At 37.0% G+C, this 21,453-nt stretch carries 19 protein-coding genes and 2 pseudogenes; 1 reads left to right on the forward strand and 20 read right to left on the reverse strand.

Annotated features, from left to right (window positions below; all coding sequences use genetic code 11):
• Positions 1-2: 2 nt before the first annotated feature.
• The 19 genes and pseudogenes from ACHBHN_RS01435 to ACHBHN_RS01525 all read right to left on the reverse strand — a co-directional run bounded on the left by ACHBHN_RS01435 (position 3) and on the right by ACHBHN_RS01525 (position 19,162).
• The gene (locus ACHBHN_RS01435) at positions 3-1,733 is read right to left on the reverse strand and encodes a hypothetical protein (RefSeq protein WP_394733499.1); all 1,731 of its coding nucleotides are present in this window, start codon (positions 1,731-1,733) and stop codon (positions 3-5) included.
• Positions 1,734-1,935: 202 nt separating this feature from the next.
• On the reverse strand, positions 1,936-2,808 hold the full coding sequence (rsmA, locus tag ACHBHN_RS01440; RefSeq protein WP_024398382.1) for a 16S rRNA (adenine(1518)-N(6)/adenine(1519)-N(6))-dimethyltransferase RsmA: 873 nt from the start codon (positions 2,806-2,808) through the stop codon (positions 1,936-1,938).
• Positions 2,805-4,238, reverse strand: coding sequence for an SseB family protein (locus ACHBHN_RS01445; RefSeq protein ID WP_394733500.1), 1,434 nt, complete (start codon positions 4,236-4,238; stop codon positions 2,805-2,807). The genes rsmA and ACHBHN_RS01445 overlap by 4 nt, the downstream gene beginning before the upstream one ends.
• Positions 4,239-4,325: 87 nt before the next feature.
• A pseudogene (locus tag ACHBHN_RS01450) lies at positions 4,326-4,655 on the reverse strand (8-oxo-dGTP diphosphatase); the annotation flags it as partial.
• 121 nt (positions 4,656-4,776) lie between these two features.
• On the reverse strand, positions 4,777-6,219 hold the full coding sequence (locus tag ACHBHN_RS01455; RefSeq protein WP_228475522.1) for a recombinase family protein: 1,443 nt from the start codon (positions 6,217-6,219) through the stop codon (positions 4,777-4,779).
• Positions 6,206-7,822, reverse strand: a complete 1,617-nt coding sequence (locus tag ACHBHN_RS01460) for a recombinase family protein (protein WP_044980247.1) — start codon at positions 7,820-7,822, stop codon at positions 6,206-6,208. Before ACHBHN_RS01460 ends, ACHBHN_RS01455 begins: the two co-directional genes overlap by 14 nt.
• Positions 7,822-9,396 (reverse strand): recombinase family protein, encoded by a 1,575-nt coding sequence (locus tag ACHBHN_RS01465; RefSeq protein WP_394733501.1) that lies wholly within the window; start codon positions 9,394-9,396, stop codon positions 7,822-7,824. The genes ACHBHN_RS01460 and ACHBHN_RS01465 overlap by 1 nt, the downstream gene beginning before the upstream one ends.
• Positions 9,397-9,494: 98 nt before the next feature.
• Entirely contained in the window at positions 9,495-9,635 is a 141-nt protein-coding gene (locus ACHBHN_RS01470) for a hypothetical protein (protein ID WP_394733502.1), read from the reverse strand.
• Positions 9,636-9,905: 270 nt separating this feature from the next.
• On the reverse strand, positions 9,906-10,103 hold the full coding sequence (locus tag ACHBHN_RS01475; protein WP_394733503.1) for a helix-turn-helix domain-containing protein: 198 nt from the start codon (positions 10,101-10,103) through the stop codon (positions 9,906-9,908).
• A gap of 221 nt (positions 10,104-10,324) precedes the next feature.
• A pseudogene (gene tnpC, locus ACHBHN_RS01480) lies at positions 10,325-11,320 on the reverse strand (IS66 family transposase); the annotation flags it as partial.
• Positions 11,321-11,332: 12 nt separating this feature from the next.
• Entirely contained in the window at positions 11,333-11,722 is a 390-nt protein-coding gene (locus ACHBHN_RS01485) for an IS66 family transposase zinc-finger binding domain-containing protein (protein ID WP_394733504.1), read from the reverse strand.
• Positions 11,685-11,891: a transposase gene (locus tag ACHBHN_RS01490; protein ID WP_394733505.1), complete on the reverse strand. Its 207-nt coding sequence runs from the start codon at positions 11,889-11,891 to the stop codon at positions 11,685-11,687. The genes ACHBHN_RS01485 and ACHBHN_RS01490 overlap by 38 nt, the downstream gene beginning before the upstream one ends.
• A 54-nt stretch (positions 11,892-11,945) precedes the next feature.
• The gene (gene tnpB, locus ACHBHN_RS01495; protein ID WP_394733506.1) at positions 11,946-12,296 is read right to left on the reverse strand and encodes an IS66 family insertion sequence element accessory protein TnpB; all 351 of its coding nucleotides are present in this window, start codon (positions 12,294-12,296) and stop codon (positions 11,946-11,948) included.
• Positions 12,277-12,462, reverse strand: a complete 186-nt coding sequence (locus ACHBHN_RS01500) for a hypothetical protein (protein WP_394733508.1) — start codon at positions 12,460-12,462, stop codon at positions 12,277-12,279. The genes tnpB and ACHBHN_RS01500 overlap by 20 nt, the downstream gene beginning before the upstream one ends.
• Before the next feature lie 321 nt (positions 12,463-12,783).
• On the reverse strand, positions 12,784-13,935 hold the full coding sequence (locus tag ACHBHN_RS01505) for a hypothetical protein (RefSeq protein WP_394733510.1): 1,152 nt from the start codon (positions 13,933-13,935) through the stop codon (positions 12,784-12,786).
• 1 nt (position 13,936) lies between these two features.
• The gene (locus tag ACHBHN_RS01510; RefSeq protein ID WP_394733511.1) at positions 13,937-14,806 is read right to left on the reverse strand and encodes an ABC transporter ATP-binding protein; all 870 of its coding nucleotides are present in this window, start codon (positions 14,804-14,806) and stop codon (positions 13,937-13,939) included.
• A gap of 13 nt (positions 14,807-14,819) precedes the next feature.
• Positions 14,820-16,955, reverse strand: a complete 2,136-nt coding sequence (locus ACHBHN_RS01515) for a peptidase domain-containing ABC transporter (protein WP_394733512.1) — start codon at positions 16,953-16,955, stop codon at positions 14,820-14,822.
• 9 nt (positions 16,956-16,964) lie between these two features.
• Complete coding sequence (locus ACHBHN_RS01520) at positions 16,965-17,603, reverse strand: hypothetical protein (RefSeq protein WP_394733513.1); 639 nt, start codon at positions 17,601-17,603, stop codon at positions 16,965-16,967.
• Entirely contained in the window at positions 17,603-19,162 is a 1,560-nt protein-coding gene (locus ACHBHN_RS01525) for a hypothetical protein (protein WP_394733514.1), read from the reverse strand. Before ACHBHN_RS01525 ends, ACHBHN_RS01520 begins: the two co-directional genes overlap by 1 nt.
• A gap of 155 nt (positions 19,163-19,317) precedes the next feature.
• Here ACHBHN_RS01525 and ACHBHN_RS01530 point away from each other — a divergent pair, with 155 nt between their 5' ends.
• Entirely contained in the window at positions 19,318-19,497 is a 180-nt protein-coding gene (locus tag ACHBHN_RS01530) for a hypothetical protein (protein ID WP_394733515.1), read from the forward strand.
• 166 nt (positions 19,498-19,663) lie between these two features.
• On the opposite strand, the gene ACHBHN_RS01535 is transcribed toward ACHBHN_RS01530, so the two are convergent.
• The coding region (locus ACHBHN_RS01535) for an SAG1250 family conjugative relaxase (RefSeq protein WP_394733516.1) at positions 19,664-21,453 on the reverse strand (1,790 nt) is incomplete at its 5' end.

The raw sequence follows: 21,453 nt of genomic DNA on the forward strand, positions 1-21,453 counted from the left end.
TCTTAGGAAAGGTTTGATTTTCGGTAAATAACGATGTAGTACATCGACCAGACTAGCCATCCAGTCAAGCTAATCGCGATAACAGGCAGTAACCACCATTGTTGCTTGTAGGATAGGACAAGAGTATTCTGCCCCGGTTGGCTGGTAACTGTTGGTACACCGATTGTGGAAAGAATCATATCTTCTCTATCTAAAGCGGTATCATTCAAAATAAGCTGACTGTCTTGGTAAACAATAACTGGTACCGCAGTTTCTTCTGCTTCTGACGCCGTCCAAGTCACCACCAGCTGATTACCATCAACTTCTTTGACAAAATCTTGATTTGGTAAAATCACTTGGTCACGATAGGTAAAATAGGTATTATCCGACTCTTCGTTGGTCAGATGTCCAGTCTTTTCTGATAAATCTGGTACATAGTCCGGCGTGGATTTCTGAGCAATCTGGATAAATTCGCCCAAGTCTTTAGAATAGAAAGAAGCTCGTATCTCTTCCGTTGTACCGTACAGAGTCGTATGAATTCGTTTTTGTAGGAAGGTATCGCTGTAGTAATGCCCATTGATTTCCTTATAACTCTGATTCCAGAGGAAACCAACCGAAATAAGCAAAGAAATAATCGTCAAACCAGAAAAGATTTTCTGCATTTTTTCTGACAAACCAGAAACCTGGACCCCTACGACTGCCAGTAAAAGAGCATTGGCATAGAGGAAAAAGCGGAATGGAAATTGGATCAACTCAACTAAGTCAATCCCCTTGCCAGCTACTAATTGCCAAGGGAAGAGGTTGGTTGACAAAATCAAAAATACTGCGTAGGTAAAAGCAAGACCAGCCAGAACCAGCGATTGTTTCTTCCAATTTTTCACCAAGAAATAGAGATAGGTCCCAAAGAAAATTGGCAATGGATATGGATAGTATAGAAAGGCTGTTTTGAGCCACGTTACGGTATTGAGTACAAATTTTTTGTTAACAAATGGTGGTACCAAAGCGTTGGTTGCATTGATATAAACCAGTGGCAACCAGATATTGATAGTCAGGAGCAGAAAAATCCCTACCGACAGGGCTACTTGCCCAATAATCTTCATTTTTTGGTCTGATTTCCACCAACCAATAAGGAAGAGAATGCCGTAGGCAATGACCAAGAACAAGGTCGATAGCATATGAACCTGCAACATGAGCCCTACCGCTCCTGCCATGAGGAATTTCGGTACTTTTTTGGTCTGCAAGAAACGCACTGCAGGGATTAAACAAAGCGGAAAGAGAGCCACTCCCCAGCTGGTAAATCCTTGGGTTGCCCACCAATACTGAATGGAGTAGGTCGTCACAAAGAACATAGATAAGAGAATGGAATGAGTATATTTGACCTTGACCTCACGCATGAGGAAATAGAGGGAGGTTGCACTCAGAGTTCCCAAGAAAAGATTGGATAAAATCTGATAGCGGAACCAGGTCCCACTTAAAAGAACTAGCGCCCCCTGTAAATAGGCAAAATAAGGTCCATAGAGAGCATTGACAATCCGTCCTGACTGCTGGTAGCCATACAAACTGATGATATAGGAGAAATTCCCCTCCTTCATCTGCATAGCCGCATCATAGAAACGATTGTAGTGGAAAATCAAGTCCGCACCTGTCACCATGCCCTTAGTGAGCAAGTGGGGAACCAATAATAATAAAGAAAAGCCCACAAATAGGCCCAGGGCTACTAAATGGGGATGCTTTTTTAGCATAGTTTTTAACATATCGATACCTTCATAAAAAAAGAGGGAAATCCTCTCTTGTTTTTGTAAATATTCTGCCAATTTGCAGACAATATTTTTCAAAAGTTAGTCACTTTTCAGTATAGCAAGCTTTCCACCCACTGTCAACGAACAAGGCAAATAGGGAAACAATTTTCCATTAAAATAAATATTGATTGCAGATTTCTCCGCAATCAATACTTGCTTATAAACCTACTTCCTGAAGGCTGTCAGACAAACGTGCGAAGTCAGCCATGGAAAGTGCTTCTCCACGGACACTGGCTTCCAGCTCTGCCATGCCAAGTGCCCGCGTCAGCTTGTCCTTGACCTCGTCGGACTTGCCGAAATGGTTGGTCAGGTTGTTCCACAGGGTCTTGCGGCGGTGCACAAAGCTGGCCTTGGACACCCGGAAGAAGAAATCTTCGTCCTTAACGCTGACCAAGGGTTGCTCGCGACGGACCATTTTGAGAATTGCGGAGTCTACGTTTGGTGCGGGCACAAAGACGGTGCGAGGCACGATGAAAGCCACCTTGGCAGTCATGTAGTACTGGACCGCGATGGACAGGCTACCGTAGGCCTTGGTGTTTGGCTCAGCAGAAATGCGGTCGGCCACCTCCCGCTGCATCATGACCACAAACTCGCTGAAGGGAATCTTGCTCTCAATCAGGTGCATGAGGATAGGGGTGGTGATGTAGTAGGGCAGGTTGGCCACGACCTTGATGGGCAGGTCAGGATTCTTGAAATTCTGAATCTGGGTCTGCAGGTCGGTCTTCAAGATGTCTTGGTTGACCACGGTCACATTGTCAAAGCGACCCAAGGTGTCCGCCAAAATCGGAATCAGGCGGTCGTCAATCTCAAAAGCCATGACTTCGGCGGCATTTTCCGCCAAAAACTCGGTCAAAGCCCCGATGCCAGGCCCAATCTCGATGACATTGACATTCTGGTCAATCTCTGCCGTGTCCACAATCTTCTGTAAAATATTGGTATCGGTCAAAAAGTTCTGACCGAAAGATTTCTTAAAGGTAAACCCGTGGCGCTCAAGGACAGCCCGAGTAACGTTTTTGTCTGCGATTCTCATGTGTGTTTCTTCTCATTCATCTGTTTCATTTTGAGTTTAATGTGATCAATTGGCTTATCGCCCCATATCTTTTTCATGTCATCATAGGCACTTTTGCTAATATACATACCAGCATCTAGGTATTGTGTAGCATTGATAGCAAAATCGTGCTGCTCAATAAAATCATCAACCGTCGTTATCATCCCATTCCATTCATCATCAAATACCATTCGCAATCGTTTCCAGTCTGTAAAGACTTGAAGCGTTGTCCGGCCATCTTTGTATTTCCCTTCACGAACTGGAAAGGACATGGTAGATTTCTCTTTCAATACCGTTTTCCCATCTGCATCAACAGCATCGTGGATAAGATTACCCTTCATTGGGATTAGCAACTTGGCACCCATCAATTCCCTAGCCATAAAACCATAGTACAACTGAAAAATTTGCTTAGCTTCATCTGTTTCTGGATGACCTATTTGTCCCATAAGCAACATCCAACGAACCAAATCTGGGTTAGTAATTGGTACTTGAATTTCTGGAATTCCACTAAAATCGGGTTTTGGAACCAACTCTTTCGCCCAGACTACTGTATCTTTGGACTCAATAAAAACTCCAAGTGCTCCATTTAGGTAAAATTCAGTTCCTAAAGCGTTGGTAATTCCTTCACCATCTTCCCCTTTTTCAACCTTTCGTAAAGTCACATCAGTCCGTTTAGCTTCTGTTAATTTTGTCATTACATAGTCGTAGCGTTCCTCATCTACAATCTGTATCAACGGATCTGTACAAAGGAATGAGCCATCTTCTCTTTGGAAGGTTTCAGAATGGAGGTGAGCTTCTCCGGTTCGTGTCGATTGGAGAACATAGATCCTATCAGCTACTAAAAGTTTGTCTCTGACAATATCTTTCAATGTTTTGATTTTTTGAAGATTCTCGTCAATTTCCTCTGCTGAGAAAAATTTGTCGTTTCTTCTACAGTAATCAATAAATAGCCCTACCAATTCAGCAACATCAGCTAAGCTGGCTTTCTGAATATCCTCGGGTTTTAAAATTGCCTCTTGAAAGCCAATAAAACCATCAGCTAACGCTCTGAGATAAGCTTCTTCTTTAAAGTCAACGCTAGCAACAGCATTATACAGGACTAACCCTGTTTTGGCAAACTCTTTATCAGGCAGAGCTACTCTCAAGCTACCTTTTTGATTGTTCAAGACTTGCATAGAAATTTGAGATTTCTCAATCCCCTTGATTAGTACAGTATGTTCCCGGCTGCCCTTAACAAAAGTAAGCCTATCACCAACCTTTATTGTACCGTAAGCCTGACCTGCTAATATGACACTCTCAGAATCTGGCAAGTTAAAGACTGCTTCTACACCAAAAGCAACTGGCTGCTGGGCAGCTGTTGTCACTTCTGTCATCTCATCTTTATTCTTTTTCCAAAAATCAAATAATCCCATCTTCCATCCTCCAGATTTAACATCTCACTCAATTCTGAAATAAGACTCAACTCCCTCACAGCAACTGCCATTTCCAGCTATTTTTCATTATCGATTCTCCACCTTCCACTCACCGTCTTCAAACCAGTAGAAATTCTCCGTCAGTTGTGGATGTTCAAAGATTTCCAACATGGATTCAAAACTGTCAGCAAGTTGGAGATTCTTCAATTCTGCACGGTCAATCCAGAAGACCTCCCCCTCATCTGAAGTTTGGATAGAGCCTGAAAAATGGCTGGTTTTGTAGCAAAATACCAGATAGCGATACTGGTCAGTAGGATCCGTCCAGTTTTGAATCCCACAGAGTTCGAGATTGGAGACAGTCAAGCCCGTTTCTTCTTTGACCTCGCGGACGACAGAGGAAATAATACTCTCGCCACGTTCGACATGGCCCTCTTATGTCAAGTAACTGACACTATTTATTTGCTAGATTACACACTCATTATACCACAAACTATCCCATCAAGAAAGAGACTTGCTAGGATACAAGTCTCCTCCTCAGCTATTTGTAGATGACTGTAAAAAAACCAAGACAATCAACCACAACTTTGTCAACGTGTGCAACTACAATTTCTTTGCTTAACCTCTTGTCAGTTGGTAACTGAACATAGCTAGCTTCTTTCAACTGCTCTTCCAAAGCCTGAACAGATTTATCCACTTCCTTTTTCTTGGCAATATAATCTTCTCTGGTCAACAGGCTATCCTTATAGTCCTGAAAGCAGGCAAGTTTTTCTGTCTTCAATCGTTCAATTTCCCGAAGAACAAGGGTCTTAGATACCTTTTGATGAGGTTTTACCGCTTCATCTCCTAGTTTCCCTTTGATTGCTTGTTCAATCCTATCCACTCGACAAGACTTCATTTTTTCTCCCTGCCCCTTACAATAACGACAGGAAAAATATTGGTAACCTTGATGGTTGTAATGTCCAATCAAAGAATGATCACAATGCTCACAACGAATCAGACCTGTCAATACAGATGATGTTTTAGGTATCTGATGCTGTTTTCTTTTAGTGGCTTTTGATCCTTTTAATTGGACAACTTGTTCAAATAGTTCTGATGAAATAATCGCTTCGTGATTGTTCTCAATCCGCTCCCACTCTGATTTCGGTCTGAAAACATGCTTCCCCCTTACATACGTCCGAGTATTAAAAAGATAAGTTCCCTTATAGGCTTCATTCTTTAAAATTTGACCAACGGTAGTGCTACTCCAAACATTTCGTTTTTTCTCAGTTGTTAAACGGAGTGACTTTGCGTAACGTGCCTGACTGATTTGCATCTTTCGTTCTGCTGGAGTAATGACTTGTTCTTCATTCAGGAGTCGAGCAATTGTTTGGTAACTATTACCATCAAGGTACAAGGCGAAAATCCGTCGAACAATTGGTGCAACTGTCTCATCAATAATAATCTTGAAACGGTCCTCTGGATCCTTGAGATAACCAAATGGGGGCAACCAGCTCATGTTTTTGCCCGAGCGTTTCATGCTGTTCATCGCACTCTTAACCTTTTCAGAAACATCTTTGGCATAGAAATCATTGAGTAAATTCCGAAAAGGCACATCAATATCTAGTCCATTCTGTTCAGACGTCAAACTGTCATAGTGGTCATTGAGAGCGATGAAGCGAACCCCAAGAAAAGGAAAGATATTTTCCAAATAGTTCCCTAACTCCAGATAATCACGCATAAATCGGGACAAGTCTTTAACAAGGATATGTCGGATAGTTCCCACCTTCACAGCAGCCATCAACCGTTGAAAAGACGGACGATTCAGGCTTGTTCCTGAAAAACCATCGTCCACAAATTCCAAGCGCTCCCAGTTCTTAAACTCAGGTGTTTGGTCAAGATAATGGTTTAACAAGTACCGTTGATTCGTGATTGAGTTACTTTCATCTGTTTCAGCCTCATCTACTGACAAACGGAGGTACAGAGCAATTTTAGTCACGTTCATTACCTCCAATCTGGCAAGTAAAAGTGACTGTTACAGACTTATCCACATCAACCTCAATCCGTTCTATTAAAACATTTAAGAGTTCTCCCGTTAAAACAACTTGATTTTGGCTCTTAGCTAGATGTCTAACCCAGTTCACTTGCTGGCTATGTTTCTCCTCAATCTGCCTCATCAAAGCCTCATAATGAGCTATCTCTTGTGAGAGGGTTTCAATCTTTGAGGTGATAGTAGCCTTTTGAGACAGATAGGTCTCTCTCTCCTGAGCTTCAAGGCGGTAGTTCTGGTAAAGTTCGCTTTGCTCAGCTTGCAAGCTAGTCAAAGCCCTTTGATGGTTTTTGATTTGTTTTTGATAGACTTTAAGGCATTCCTCCCTCTTTGTTTCTAATCTTGGCAACAAGTATTTCATCGTACCAAGCCGATTCATCTCTGTCTGAACTACGCTCAACACAATCTTATCTAAGGCTTGTTCACTGATATAGACAGTCTGTCTTTCCAATGATTCTGAATCATAAAGGTAATCCATAAAGTAATAGTAATCATACTCTGAATTGAGAGTTGAGAAATGCTTGCAATATCTTGGCATTTGAGTTGCTTTTCCCTTAGCATAAACAAGCCCCCTATACCGATTAGCTGTTCTAAGTTGAGTATGCTTTCTTGTTTGGCGACGTTCACGACTGAGTCTCCGAAGGGTCTGGTAGTCTTCCTTAGTGATATAAGCCTCATGACAATCATCTACCTGGATGTAATCTTTTTCTGATAAGGTCTTATTATGCCGACGTTGAATCAGACTACCATAAAATGCAGGATTTTGCACCAGTCGCTGAAGATTAGCGCTTCTCCATTGTCGATTGTCTTGTTCTGCTCTATAGACTTTTCCTGTTTGGCGATAAGACATTGGCGTAGCAACATTCTGTTGATTAAGGTATTTTGTCACCTGTTTAATAGATAGGCCTGCTAATAACTTTTCAAAGACATCTGCCATAATTGGTTGAACCACTGAATCAATGAGCAATCGATTGCCACCATTTTGTTTCCTTAATTGGTAACCATATGGGGCAAAACCAGCGATGACATAACCTTGTTTGGCTTTCTGAATGTGACTAGCGGTAACTTTCTTTGAAATATCCTTAGAATAAAGGTCATTGACCAAATTCTTAATTTCCACCTCAAAGGATTTCTTATCTCCTAACCCATTGAGAGTGTCTAGGTTATCATTGATTGAGATAAAGCGAACCCCCATAAAAGGGAATACTTTATCAATCAGTCGTCCCATCTCAATATAGTTACGACCCAGACGAGATAAGTCTCGAATTAAGATACAGTTGATGATACCTTTTTTGAGGTCATCCATCATGTCCTGGTAGGCAGGTCGGTTAAAAGTTGTGCCTGAATACTCGTAGTCGATGTAACACTTGGTTACAACTAAACCTTTCTCCTTAGCAAAAGCTCTAGCTAGACTTTCTTGCGTTTCTAAGGAGTGCGATTTGTTTCGCCAACTTTCTGTACGTTCATTCGACAAACGAATGTAAATGCCTGTAAGATAAGTTTGAAGTGGTGTCTCTTCGCTCGTTTGCTTGCGGTAGCGGTTCTTGGTACGGGCCATTAGATCACCTCCGTCTCTTTATGAGAAAACTGCTGGAGGATTTCTAATTCTGCCACATCATGAAACACTAAGGTCAACTCCTGATTCTCATGAATGACAATCCGGTCAAGTAAGGTCACTAAAGTGAGACGATTGAGTTCTTTATCTTTTTGGATTTCACTCAACTGGTTTAACCACCGTTCCTTATCCTGAAGTTTGTCATACAGGGTTTGAGCCAGTGCTTTCTTTTGAATGATGGTGTCCTCAATCTGTTTTAGCTTTTGCCGATAGCTTCGCTGAAACTCTTGGTATTCTGTATCATTGATCAAACCGTCGTCTAAATCCAAGTACAAGGACTGGAGCAACTGTTCATACTTCTTGCGATTCGCAAGCAAAGAAGTAAAATCAACTTCCAAAAACTGTTCTTGGTCTAAATAATCAGGAACAGCTTTAATCAGAAAAGACTTCCAGTCAAGGTGTTGATGAATAACGGTCGATACTAAGTCAAGCAATCTCTCTTGTTTAATTGCATGGCGGCTACAGCCTCGTCCATTATTGTAGGTGCTACAAATATACTGAACAGTCTCTTTGTCCTTGTAACGGAGTTTTCGTTGTAAAAGCTGAGACTGACAATCACCACAGAACAATAATCCTGCAAAGAGGTCAGGTCTATTCTTCCCTTGTTTAATGTCTCGGAGTAAGAGGTTATTAGCTATCTCAAAAGTGCTTTTTGAAATAATTGCCTCATGTGCATCATCAACTCGTACCCAATCTGCTGGATTCACAGCCACAGACTTTTGAGATTTGTAATTGAGTTTGGTTTGCTTACCTTGTTCCAAACTACCAGTATAGACACGATTAGTCAGAATACGATTGACCATTTTCGTGTCCCACTTGTAGCTATAGCCATAAAAACCTTTAATCTTTTCCTGACAGGCTTTCTTACGTTGCAAGGGTGTTTCTGTCCCAGCCTGGTTAAGAAATCCTGCAATAGCGTTTGACGAATATCCCTCTAGTTTAAGAGCAAATATTTTCTCAATAATAGGGCGTACATTCTCATCAATCACTAGATGATTTCGTTGCTTGTCATCTTTGCAATAGCCATAAGGGGCAAAAGCTCCAATATACTCGCCTTTTTGCCTTTTGGCTTTTTGAGTGCTTCGAACTTTTGTTGAAATGTCTCGACAGTAACTATCGTTAATAAGACTTTTGATAGGCATGACCAAATGCGTTTCATTGGTATCAGCCGTCAAGCTATCATAGTGGTCATTGACTGAGATAAACCTAACTCCCATTGCCGGGAAAATTCGTTGAAGGTATTTTCCAGTTTCAATGTAGTCTCGACCGAAGCGAGACAAGTCCTTGACGATAATGGTATCAATGACCTTATCATTCACCATTGCCATCATTCGGTTAAAATCAGGGCGGTTAAAGGTTAATCCACTGATACCATCATCAACAAATTCAGTAATGACTGTGAATTCGTTATTTCTAGCATAGTCTCGTAAGAGTGAGCGTTGGTTGATAATAGAGTTGCTTTCTACATTATCCCCATCATCTCGTGATAAACGTAAATAAATGCAGGCTTTTGTCATGTGTATCTCCTTAATCAGTATTTAGGTGCTTACCAATTAAGGATTGAGGTTCTACAACTCTATTTTACATCATTTTTAAATGCTTGTCCGCTAAAAACTCAAATTTTTTCAAGCTTTCGACCTAATAAATCATCTAAAATATCCGTCAGATTAAGTGAATTATTTGTCACCTGCACCGTCACCTTATAACCTTCAATCACAACCTGCGGTAAATCCGCACCTGTTTGTCTTTTTTCCATAAATGTTATTTCCTTTACTTTACAATTTATGACCTCAGTGGGCAGAACTGGTTAGGTCCTACATGGGGATTGCACCCGCTGTCCTTTCTCGCTGGCAGCCTGAACGTGCAGAAGTATCATTATCCTTAATTTGTGTCTTGGCAAATAGAGTACCGTTCTATTTTATAGCTGGTTATTATCGCTCATATCATGGCGAATCAAACTAAACTGCTCGACAAATAAGAAAGTCCCACCTCAGTTTATTCAGTTGTCAAGGAGCAATAAAGGAAACTATTCTTTGTCCATTTCCAAGAGAAAATCTGTAGATACACTATATAATCTAGCCAGTTTCTTTAAAAATGCAGTCGGAACGTCTTGAATACCACTTTCAATTCTAGAATAAGTTGACTGTGAACAATTCAAGTATTGTGAAATCTGAGACTGATTCAAATCATGATCTTCCCTTAAATTTTTTAAACGAATATACATAAAGTCCCTTCCGATTACTATTTTAGCTATTCTGCGACTAAAATAAGTAATTTATGCAATATTCGCATAAACTTAGGGTTATATTTTTTAAAAAATTCTCTATAGAGTCTATGAATAATCGACAGCTCACAATATTTTAAAAGTAAGCGTCCAATAACAAGGTATCTAGAAAACCCTCGAAACTTATGCCTCGAGGATTTTTTGATGGGTATCGAATAGTGTTAGCTTGCTTTTTGTTGCTGCTTTTGAGCATTGGTCCTTTGTTGGCGAATGAAGTTTTGTTTACATATTTCTTGGACACCTTCATTCCATGGCAAATAAGCCTCCAGAACCTCCTTTGTTAAAATCGGTTCATTTGGAAGATGATCCAGTAAATATCTGAGGTATTTTTCGACATTCAGGCCATTGGCTTTTGCCGTTTCAAGGATTGTTTTGATGCTGGCTAGGCTCTCGGCCCCTTTGCGACTACTTGAGAAGAGCCAATTCTTTCTGCCGATAACCCATTCTTTTATTTGGCGCTCCGCTAGATTATTATCTAATACCAATTGAGGATGTGTCAGAACCCGACGCAATTCTTCTTCATGATTAAGACAATAGTTAAAGGCTTTGGCAAGTTTTGACCCTTTCAGGACATTCTTATCACAACACCAGTCAAAGAAGTCATCCATCATGGGTTTTAGGTTTTCTGCCCTCGCTTGAAGTAGCTCTTCTCCTGACAAATGAGCGTGATCTTTCTCAAACTTGAACATCACACTTTTGCGTTGTTTCCCTTGCAGGGCTAAGCTATCTTTATTGGCCTCCTTGGGGCAGGCGTCATGGAAGTAACGTCTGGCATGTGCCCAACAACCTACAAGTTCAACTCCCTCTATGTTCTGATAGCCTGAATACATATCTGCTTGCAAGTAGCCCTGAAAATCACCTAGGATATCACGGATAACCTGACCAGAACGGCTATCATCATAGCGATAATAGATAATTGGTGTCTGGCTATGCTTACTGCTGGCCACTGTCCAGATGTAGTTTGTGCTTTGGGAACTCTCAAGAACATTGTAGGTCGTCTCGTCCGCATGCAAAATAGGCTCCTTACGAAGATAGTCCAAAAGGAGGTTAGATAAAGGGGCAAAATAATAAGCATTGGACAGAATTAGCCAGTTACTTAATTCTCTACGAGTCACACTTAAGCCCAGATTTTGCCAAAAGGATTCTTGACGGTAAGTCGGGACTTTCTGTTACAGTTTTTGATAAATAACATGGGCAATCACTGAGCTTGAACCTAAACTATGATTAAGAGCTGGCTTAGGTAAATCAGCTTTAATGATTTTGTCTACAGGACTCTTTTGACTGCAGGTGAGACACTTATAACTGTGCTGGATATGATTAACACACTCCAAAGTTGCTGGAATAAAGACAACTTCACGACGAATACGCTGACTACCAATCTCCTTTAGGGGTGAGGAGCAGTCCTGGCAAACACAGTCTTCTTCTAACAGTTCATGATGCTGGTCGACTTGAGGAAGCTGGTCTAAATCTGCCAGACGTTTCCCTTTAACCTTCTTGCGTTTGTAAGTAATGACTTCAGTTTTAACTGGGTAAGTCAGATTCTTCTTCTGAGAGACCATCCTCCTCAAACAAACTTAATTGCCCACTCATTTGAGGTAGTTTCTCCGATGATTTTCCGTAGAGTTTTTGAGTGAGATAAGCTACTTGTTCGCGGAGAAGGGCAAGTTCATTGGACATGACTTCAATTGTAGTGGCTTGTTGTTTGATTATGGCAAGTAGCTCTTCCATCTCTCATCTCCTTTGATTTCTATACTGTTATTAAAACAAAAGAGAGCCATGATTTCAATAGAAATCACGACTTTTTGAAACATTTATTTTGGGAGAGATGGAGAATCCCTTCATGAGCCAGTCCACTTGATCAGAAGTCAGGGCTTTGACCTCATTTTCAGTGTTTGGCCAAGTCAGTTTGCCATTCTCGAAACGCTTATAGAGCAGCCAGAAACCTTGCCCATCCCAGTAGAGTGCCTTAAAGCGATCTTTACGCCCTCCACAAAAGAGGAAGACTTGACCTGAGAAAGGATCTAAATCAAATTGACTTTTAACAAGATAGGCTAGTGAATCAATACCCTGTCTCATATCAGTTTTCCCACAAACCAGATAGACCTGACCTAAATCATTGAGTTTTATAGTCATAAGCAAGTATCTTTTCTAAAAGAGATTCTAGTTGTTCAGGTGTTAAAGCCTGAAAGAAACTGACTTCAACTTTAACGAGTCTGATTTTCAGTAGCAGGTCGTTTTGTCGCTTCTTTTCAAAACGACGGGATTGTGGTGTCCCCAAGGGAACAATAGATTGAGGCATAGAAAAATCCTCCCTTTCTGTTTTCTACTAACAGTATAAGGGAAGAATTACTTCTTTTACAGATACCTTGTTATTGGACGCTTACAGAATTACTTCTTTTACAGATACCTTGTTATTGGACGCTTACTTTTAAAATTATAGCTACCTTTTTATCATTTACAATACTTGAAATATGTTCTTAACAAGTTGCAATTTTATTTTAACATATAAAAACTCTCCTATAGTTTTAGTGAATTTCACTATCAACTATAAGAAGAGTAGATTCATTATATATTTTGACTTTAGCCCCTTATTTATCTGCTAAAGTCAATAAATTCCACTTTATAAGCCTTTTATTTTTTTAGAGGTTACTTTATTAATTAATATTGAAAAACTAAAAAATATAAAACAAATTACCATTATGTTAATCTGAAAAGAAAATGGAAGCAAAATATTACCTTTATCAAAAATTGTTAAAAAGTTCTCAATACTGTAGTTATTAATTGGTAGTATATACAAAAAATGATTTAATAACCCCTCTCTAAATATTTGAGTCATAGCTAGTGGAAGTAAAAAGAGCCCAACACTAATTACTAATGAAACGACAGTAGATTTATTCAGTGCTGATACCAATAACGTAACTGAAGAAATTGCAATAACAGAAAAGGTATAGAAAATAAACTGTAATAATAATATTTGAAGGTTATTTAAGTTGGACAGGAAAGAAAATGTTTGCAGAACAAAATTATATTGTATACTTGTGTCCCAACCAGACCACCCTCTATTATAAAAATAAAAAGCAATGCAAGTTATTAACTGTAACATCCAATAAAAACCGACTGACAAGGTTACGCCTGTAATTATCTTGGCACAAGGTAGTAATGTTTTTCCAAACTTAGTAGTTGTCAAAAGACTGTCTATATTTATAGACGTATCTCCAGAAAAGATTTTTGAACTGATTAAAATGGCAACGATAGAAGCAAAGACAAATATTACTCCGACAACTTTATATAAATCAGACCATGTTATATAACTTCCCATTTTCAATGGCTCTGTAAAATGAGTAAAACCTACTTCTGATATTTTATTTATTTTCAAATCATTTATGGTAACTAACTCCCCTTTTTCCATTGCATCATTCATTCTGATATACACATCTTCTTGATCACTTGAAAAAAAGACATCGGCAATATTAGAAGAATACAAGTCAAAAGGTCTATCTTTAACTGGAAGATTCTGATAATCAGTAATATAGTCAGACAGTAATTCAGAAATATTCTCATCAGTCAATTCACCTTCAAATTTGTAAGATTTTTCCCAATATATATCTGGGTAACCTTTATCGCTATTATTTCGATTAACAAGTCCAAGATGTGAGTAATGGAAACCAATATAGAATATGCCAAATAAGATAATAATGATTGCACCCAGCGCTCCTAGGGTAGTTTTTTTATTCAAAATTTTACTAACTTCAAATTTAATTAATCTAATCATTTTATGCCTTTCCAAAATAACTTAAATATAAATCTTCTAGATTTGGTTCTACTAATTTTGCTTTATCAGCTGGTTTACTATTTGATATAAGCCTTAGACCATGAAGTCCACTATCTTCTATGTGCTTTTGATTTGAAACAATGAAATTATCCATATAATATTTTAGTTCCTGAGTTTCAAGTTCTAAATACCAAACTTGATTTTTAATTTTTTGAATTAAATCTTTCGGAGTCCCTTTATTCTCAATTATCCCATTTTTTAAAATTAATATCTCATCTGCAATGTATTCAATATCTGACACTATGTGAGTAGATAGCAAGATTATTTTGTTTTCAGCAAGAGAACTTAGTAAATTTCTGAACTTAACACGTTCTTTAGGATCTAGTCCCACAGTAGGCTCATCAAGGATAAGTATCTCTGGTTCGTTTATTAATGCTTGAGCAATTCCTAACCTTTGTTTCATGCCTCCAGAATAACTCTTAATTTTATTGTTCATGACTTCTTCAAGACCAACTTTTTTAAGTAATTCTAATGACTTTTTTTCAATCTCCTTTTGTTGCAGTCCTTTTAAAGTTGCTAAATATTTCAAAAATCTTAAACCAGTAAATTCAGGATAGTAAGTGAAGTCTTGGGGTAAAAATCCCAACTTTGAATAAAATTCTTCTTGGTTATCTGAGATATTCTTATTATCAAACAAAACTTTCCCACTAGTTGGTGAAATTAAATTAGTTATTATTTTCATCAATGTTGTTTTTCCTGTACCATTTGCTCCCAATAAGCCATAAACACCATTGGTTAATTCGATAGAAATATCTTTTAATATCATTTTTTTATCATATTTTTTTGAAATATTTTCAAGATTTAGTTTCATAAAACCACCTTTATTATTTTTGCGTCACTGTACCATTCTCTATTATATATTCTTTATTAAAGACTCTATTATTATTTTCATGCGAAACATATACTAACGTTAACTCTGTATCCGATAACAAATTATCCAATAACCTATTTCTAGAATCAAAATCAAGATGTACCATTCCTTCATCAATAACTAAAATTTTGGGTTTTAATATTAAAGAACGAATAAGTTCTACTCTCTGCTTGTCACCGCTTGACAAAGTATTCTCATCTTCTCTGATCCGCTGCGATAGAAACTGTTCCTTATCTAAACTACTATTAATACCTAATATACTTAGATATTCAAATATTTTACTATTTGTCTCCTCCTTATTACCATTACCCATTAAAATGTTGTCCAGTACACTTCCTTCGATAAAATACGAATCTTGCCCAACATACTGTAATTTGCTGTAGAGATCCTGAGTATCAATCAAATTATAAGATATCCCACCAAGAGATATTTTCCCACTTTTGATTGGATAAATTCCACTAATTATTTTCAGAATTGTACTTTTTCCACTTCCATTGTCACCTCTAATTTGTACCTTCTCTCCCGGATGGATTTCCAAATTTATGTTCTTTAATATTTCTTTATTAAAAATTGAAAACGAAGCATTCTCTATTACAATTGAAAGAGGCTCACTTTCTGCTAACGGTCTCTCTGTAATATAAAGTTTGTTAGAATTTTTCATTTCAAACAAATCATCTAAACGCTGAAAAATAACTTTTATATTTTGGAAATCACTTTGCAATGCTGCAAAATTCTTTATAGGAGCCATATATAAAATAATTAGCGATTGAAAAGCAACCAACTCCCCAAGAGTTAAGTGATTGTTTACCACTAAAATAATCCCTTGCCAAAGTATTAGTCCATTCCCTATTGCATCAAGTAAATTTGCTGCTGCATCGAGATAAGACCTAAACACCCCTATTTTATATATTTGAAGATTAGCTTCTCTCATCATTTTCAGAAACCTTAAAGAGTGCCATCTCTCCTTATTGAGAGTTCTCAATACTTGCTTTCCACGAAGGATATTCGTAACATTTGTAAGGGTTGAAGAGTATAAGGAAAAGTACTTTTTTATACTATATTCAAGCTTCGGAATTGTGGTGATAAATAATATAAGATAAAAGACAGATAGCAGAATTACACTCATTGTCATTGAGGTGCTAATTCGAAATAGGAAGAAAACACTAAAGATAAACGACAATATTTCATTAAAAAAAATTAAAATAATATTAACTGATAGCCTTTGTAATTGTTGAAGGTTCTCGAATCTTGTTAATAATTCTCCAATTTCAAATCTCTCAAAATCCAGTTGCGAGATATCTAATATTTTTTTCATGTACATTATTGAAAACTTGTTACTCACTTGATTTGATAACTTTGTAGTTGCTAGGTCACGTATCAAAAAGATAGATGATTGTGAAATATAAAAAATAAGAAGGAGCAAAAACGCTATAGTCAATAACTTACTTCCATATTGAGCAGTAACATTAGAATTAAAGAAATTCATCACGTATTCATCTATAATTGTTCTTAAAAAAAGTGAATTCAATATAGACATAGCAGAGGCTAATATAGAAAAAACTATTATTTTAAAAACTAACCTTTTATCAAATAAAAATTTAAAATATTTTCCATGATATTGAGCTTTTCCTGCATTTGATTTTTGGAACGTTTCCTCGCCTTCTTCGAATACAATAATAACACCAGTCCACTTTTTCATAAATTCCGTATCTTGGATTCTTTGGTTTCCTATTTTAGGATCAAAACAAAATAGAAAATCCTTCTTCAATTTCCAAAGTACAATAAAGTGCCCCTGTCCCGTATCCTCCACTATGTGTAGTATAGCAGGTAATTTTATCTGACTATCATTAATTTCTTTTTTTAATTCTGAAAAAGTTCCAGACAAAACCTCCCCGTTCAATCCATATAGTTGAGCAACTTTAACTATGTCACTTGCACTTGCTCCATCCTTACTATAATTCATTAAGAGTTTTAAGTTGCTTATGGGAACTGGTCTTTTAAAATATTTTAAAATAGTTGCTATCGACGCTGCTCCACAATCCTCTTGATTATATTGCAAAACACCTGCATACTTTTTCAACTTCCACATATCGCTTCCTCATATTTTTATAGTATTATCAGCTCTGTTGGCCCAAAATGTATTCCGACTTAATATTACAATACAACAGTCAGGCAATAAGTATTCTTCTAAAATATTACCACATTGGTTAATTTGTATTTCATTAAGTTCGATATCATCAATAAAAACAATAAATAGCTTAGATTGTTTGATAGTACTTTCAAATACTTTAATAAAAATTTTATCAAAAAATGACAGTTCTGAACACTTTTTAGTAAATAAAGTTGAATCTAATAAAGGGGCAGCCATAATATCTAAACATGATATCTCCTCTAGAAATTCTCTCGTATTCCAAGATAATTCACGGTTGCTATCCGTACATATCTTACTAAAATAATCGTCTACCATAGTTTGAGAAAATTTAAAACTATCACCATATAATACAGTAATTAATTCTTTTCTAATATTTTGGTAGGAAAATAAAGAACTATCAAGATTATTAATAGTATAGCTTTCAACATTAGATGAATCAAGCAATAATAATGTTTTAAAAAAATCCTCTAAAATCCCTTTATCCTGTGACAAAACACAATTTAATAGATTTTCAGAAAAATCTACATCCGACAAAAAGATATTGCTATCCTCAAAATTTATATTTTGTAATTTGATACTGACCATTAACCCCCTCCTAGCCGATATTTTCTTTCAGTATGATGATTTAAAAATAGATATGACAGCAAAATAAGTAACAATATTATCGACGTAGCTATTGAAGCATAACGAATATACATACTAGCCGTATTAGATATATTCAGAATTATATTATGTCGCGTAAGTTGATGAATATTTTGATAGACATTAGGGTACAAGTACTTAAAAACAAAGTCCTTAGAAATTATATACATAGCCAATTTAGGAGACAATAAAACAACTAACATATAAATTACTACATCCTTTTTTGCATACATTTTCAAAATTTCAATTTTTAGCTGGCCATTTTCAACACCTGATAGAATTAAATAATTTATATAATCAATATTCTTTTCAATTAGTGTACTTATTTTTTGATATGTCAGTATAATAATTATTGCTAATGTGATAACGCTAATCATCAAATATACTTTTTTATTTTTAATTGAATTTTGAAACCATAGCTTGAGTGAGTCACTTGCGGTTAATGGATAAAAATAATCAGGTAATATATTATTTACTTGATTAACAAAAGTTTCCCTACCATTAAAATTTTTCAACTCATAGCTAGCAAGATAATCTACCGAGATCGAATCAACATCAGAAAAAGAATTAACATCAGAAAAAGAATTAACATATATATGTTCTCTATATCTTTCTAAAGTTTTATTAGTCACATAAAAAGTATTCAGTTCCTCCTTTATCAAAAATAGTTGTAAGGATTGGATTTGTGACGACTCATATCCTAAAAGAGATTGTTCATTTTCTACCCAATTCTCACTACCTACTGTACGACTATCAGTATGTACTTGCTCAGACCCTTCGTCGTGACTATGACTATGGTCGTGTTCAGTTCCTTCGTCATGTCTATGACCGTGTTCAGTTCCTTCGTCATGACTATGACTAGAAATCTCAGTCATTATCCTCTTAAATTCCTTCTCACTATAGTTAATATTTCCAGCCTCAGCCTTACTTTTAAAAATTCCTATAACTTTAAAAGTAAAAGGCACCCTCTTTTCTTCATTATTGATTGAGATAATCGAATCTATTAGAAACTCATCATTTACTTTTATGCCATTTTCTTTTGCAAATATATCATTGATAATAATTGTATTATCTATACCACTATCTACTTCTTTAGTGCTGAAAGTACGCCCATCTACCAAGTCTATATTATTGAATTTCAAATCAAAAAAGACTGCTTTATCAACACCTTTCAAATTAAAAATTCCCATTGGGTTATCATCATAAACATTTTTAAACATATCTGTCAGCAAAATGTCTTTTTGATTAAGTTCGTAATCCTCAACCTGCTCTAATTTCGAAATTTGCTCATATTCACTTTTAGTTGGATATCTGAATGAAGTACCCGACTGGATCTCCTCAGCATCAGGATTTTTCATTTCGATAGTTACAAGATTTTTTGTTTCATTTTCATTTTTTGTTAGAACATTGTAATAATGCAAATATATATATAAACAAGTAAAGCAAAGTATATAGGTTAAAATAGTAAAAATTTTAATTAAACATGATAAATACTTTCTCATAAGTCAAATTCCTTTCAAAAATTAAAAATAAATGCTATTATAACCTGTTATCAGTTGCAATTTTTTCATAATTATTATATCATAAAAGAGGAAAAGTAACTACTCGGAATTTTGACTTATTTTCAAATGTATTTTATTTTTGGAGGTTAATAGCTATGAAAAAACTTACTTTAAACGAAGCTTCTAATGTTATTGGTGGTGTAGGTTTCCAATGGAAGTGTAAAACTACAGGTTGGGAAAGTGGTTGGCATCTAACCTATGGTGGTGCAGCTAAGTTTGCTTACGCTCACGAACAAAAATACTCAGGTCATAAGACCGTTGTTTTCCCTGTTTAACTATCTTTAAGTCAAAATTCTGTAGCATTGCTTGTCAATAATACTATAAGTATTATTGACATTTTTCTTTTTATTTGATTTTTAAACAGAGAGATATTGCATTGCTGACTTTAAACTTCGTAAGAGTGAATAAAATTAGTTACTCATAATAAACCTTTTTGATATTTTAAAATAACTCTAATCTTATTTTTTCATTATCTAAACCCATACCATTTAAGATTTTTACAAACTTTTCCAACCTCCTGAATAGATATCCATAATCATCTATTGACTTACTTAGCTGCTTTTGATAAGTTTCTATCTCTAGCTCAACATGCTCTATGGTTATAGTTGCAGTCAGGTTCATACTGGCATAATCATACTTAGCTAACCGTCTGTTTTCTGGGTCGGAGTTGTTAAGATTGAGAAGGACTTCTGCTACTTTATTAAGATGAGCGACTTTATCCTGCAACTCCGTGATGGTCAAATCCATCTGGGCGATGTCCTTGATTAACTCGTCTTTGACTTCCTGATAAGATTTGTTGTTGATGTCTAATTCAATAAGAAGATTGAGCTCTGCAATTTTCTCTTTAAGGCTGGTAATGGTCGGTCGTCTGCGTTTAGGGATATGCTTACTGTCATGAGTGAGTTGGCGGATTAACTCCCGCCCTCGCATGTAGCGATTGAGGTCAGAGTTCTCTTTATTGTAGATGAAAAACTGGGCGGTTTCTCGGATAAAAACATGATAAGACTTGCCTTGTTCGCTCTCATGAATATCTAAGTTGCGGTTTGGTATGAAAATCAAGCCGTCTTTTTTGACACCATAATTGATTCTGACAAAAAGACCATCCTTGACTAACTTATCAATCTGGTGTTCAGCCAAGGTCACTTCAAATTCCTGAATCTTATCTCGCTTCTCCTTGAACTCCTTGTAGGCTGCTAGAAGCTCCTCACTAGGGAGTTTGTCCTTATCCTGCTCTTCTTGGTAGGTTTCAAAGTCTGAGACCAGGTTAGTCAAGTCAGGGTCTGGCAGGAGTTCTTTTTGGTCAAAGTAATCCTCAAAGAATTGGACATCGTAGAGGTGTTTGATGCTGACCTTTTTATTCTCAATGGAAATGGTTCGACCGTCCTCAATCAAGGTAAAGGTCACATGCTTTTTCTTTGGGGAGATTTTCAGATTTAACTTCTCTGCTATTTCCAAAAGATGAGACAGGTCACGTGCTCTGGGCAAGAGGAAATCCAGTCGTTGCTCAATGGCTCGTTTGGCAAGCTGTTCCCAAAAATAATCCTCGGTATAGGGCTGACGTTTGTTGAGTTGATCGCCACGAATGACCTGTTTCATGTTTCGGTCGGTCATGAGAAAGCGAGCGTGCTTTCTTGAAAAATCAATTTGCAAGTTTAGAGCAGGAGCCTTGGCCAAAAAATCTTCAAAGCTCCTGCTATTTTCCATGAGAAAGCAAAGTCGCTGCTTGAGTTCAAACTTGTGATTGGTTCTGCGATAGGTCTCAAACTTCTCATGCGAGTAACGATTAGGGGGGATGATTTTTGCTCCTGCTTCCTTGGCTATGCGGTCAGAAATCAGGCGAAGATTCCTCTCCTGGGCATAGTCCCACTTGAGCTTCTTGTCAGAATTGAGGTCAATGGAATTTATCAGAATATGGTTATGAATATGGTCCTTGTCTGTGTGAGTCGTGACGATGAAACGAAAGTTGCCTCCTGTCAGTTCCGTGATGGTTTCGTAGCCAATGCGATTGATTTCCTCTGGTGTCAGCTTGTCTTCAGGAGAAAAGGACTGAATCAAGTGATGAGCATGAATTTTGGTCTGCTTGATTTGCTGGCGGTCGTTTCTGGAATCATAGAGTCGGTCATTGTTGGTCAAGTTGGCCTGATACATCTCCACGGTTCTGTTGCAAAGTTTTAAATCTACTATCAAATAAGGTAGAATAATAGAAAAAGATAGCAGGAGGAATGACGATG

Origin of the sequence: Streptococcus sp. A22, assembly GCF_043674215.1 — a bacterium.
Taxonomy (GTDB): Bacteria; Bacillota; Bacilli; order Lactobacillales; family Streptococcaceae; genus Streptococcus; species Streptococcus suis_V.

What these genes read in the sequence shown, in the direction of transcription:
- ACHBHN_RS01435 (WP_394733499.1), bottom strand. Translation starts at nt 1,733, where the DNA reads ATGTTAAAAACTATGCTAAAAAAGCATCCCCATTTAGTAGCCCTGGGC.
- rsmA (WP_024398382.1), bottom strand. Translation starts at nt 2,808, where the DNA reads ATGAGAATCGCAGACAAAAACGTTACTCGGGCTGTCCTTGAGCGCCAC.
- ACHBHN_RS01445 (WP_394733500.1), bottom strand. Translation starts at nt 4,238, where the DNA reads ATGGGATTATTTGATTTTTGGAAAAAGAATAAAGATGAGATGACAGAA.
- ACHBHN_RS01455 (WP_228475522.1), bottom strand. Translation starts at nt 6,219, where the DNA reads ATGAACGTGACTAAAATTGCTCTGTACCTCCGTTTGTCAGTAGATGAG.
- ACHBHN_RS01460 (WP_044980247.1), bottom strand. Translation starts at nt 7,822, where the DNA reads ATGGCCCGTACCAAGAACCGCTACCGCAAGCAAACGAGCGAAGAGACA.
- ACHBHN_RS01465 (WP_394733501.1), bottom strand. Translation starts at nt 9,396, where the DNA reads ATGACAAAAGCCTGCATTTATTTACGTTTATCACGAGATGATGGGGAT.
- ACHBHN_RS01470 (WP_394733502.1), bottom strand. Translation starts at nt 9,635, where the DNA reads ATGGAAAAAAGACAAACAGGTGCGGATTTACCGCAGGTTGTGATTGAA.
- ACHBHN_RS01475 (WP_394733503.1), bottom strand. Translation starts at nt 10,103, where the DNA reads ATGTATATTCGTTTAAAAAATTTAAGGGAAGATCATGATTTGAATCAG.
- ACHBHN_RS01485 (WP_394733504.1), bottom strand. Translation starts at nt 11,722, where the DNA reads ATGGTCTCTCAGAAGAAGAATCTGACTTACCCAGTTAAAACTGAAGTC.
- ACHBHN_RS01490 (WP_394733505.1), bottom strand. Translation starts at nt 11,891, where the DNA reads ATGGAAGAGCTACTTGCCATAATCAAACAACAAGCCACTACAATTGAA.
- tnpB (WP_394733506.1), bottom strand. Translation starts at nt 12,296, where the DNA reads ATGACTATAAAACTCAATGATTTAGGTCAGGTCTATCTGGTTTGTGGG.
- ACHBHN_RS01500 (WP_394733508.1), bottom strand. Translation starts at nt 12,462, where the DNA reads ATGCCTCAATCTATTGTTCCCTTGGGGACACCACAATCCCGTCGTTTT.
- ACHBHN_RS01505 (WP_394733510.1), bottom strand. Translation starts at nt 13,935, where the DNA reads ATGATTAGATTAATTAAATTTGAAGTTAGTAAAATTTTGAATAAAAAA.
- ACHBHN_RS01510 (WP_394733511.1), bottom strand. Translation starts at nt 14,806, where the DNA reads ATGAAACTAAATCTTGAAAATATTTCAAAAAAATATGATAAAAAAATG.
- ACHBHN_RS01515 (WP_394733512.1), bottom strand. Translation starts at nt 16,955, where the DNA reads ATGTGGAAGTTGAAAAAGTATGCAGGTGTTTTGCAATATAATCAAGAG.
- ACHBHN_RS01520 (WP_394733513.1), bottom strand. Translation starts at nt 17,603, where the DNA reads ATGGTCAGTATCAAATTACAAAATATAAATTTTGAGGATAGCAATATC.
- ACHBHN_RS01525 (WP_394733514.1), bottom strand. Translation starts at nt 19,162, where the DNA reads ATGAGAAAGTATTTATCATGTTTAATTAAAATTTTTACTATTTTAACC.
- ACHBHN_RS01530 (WP_394733515.1), top strand. Translation starts at nt 19,318, where the DNA reads ATGAAAAAACTTACTTTAAACGAAGCTTCTAATGTTATTGGTGGTGTA.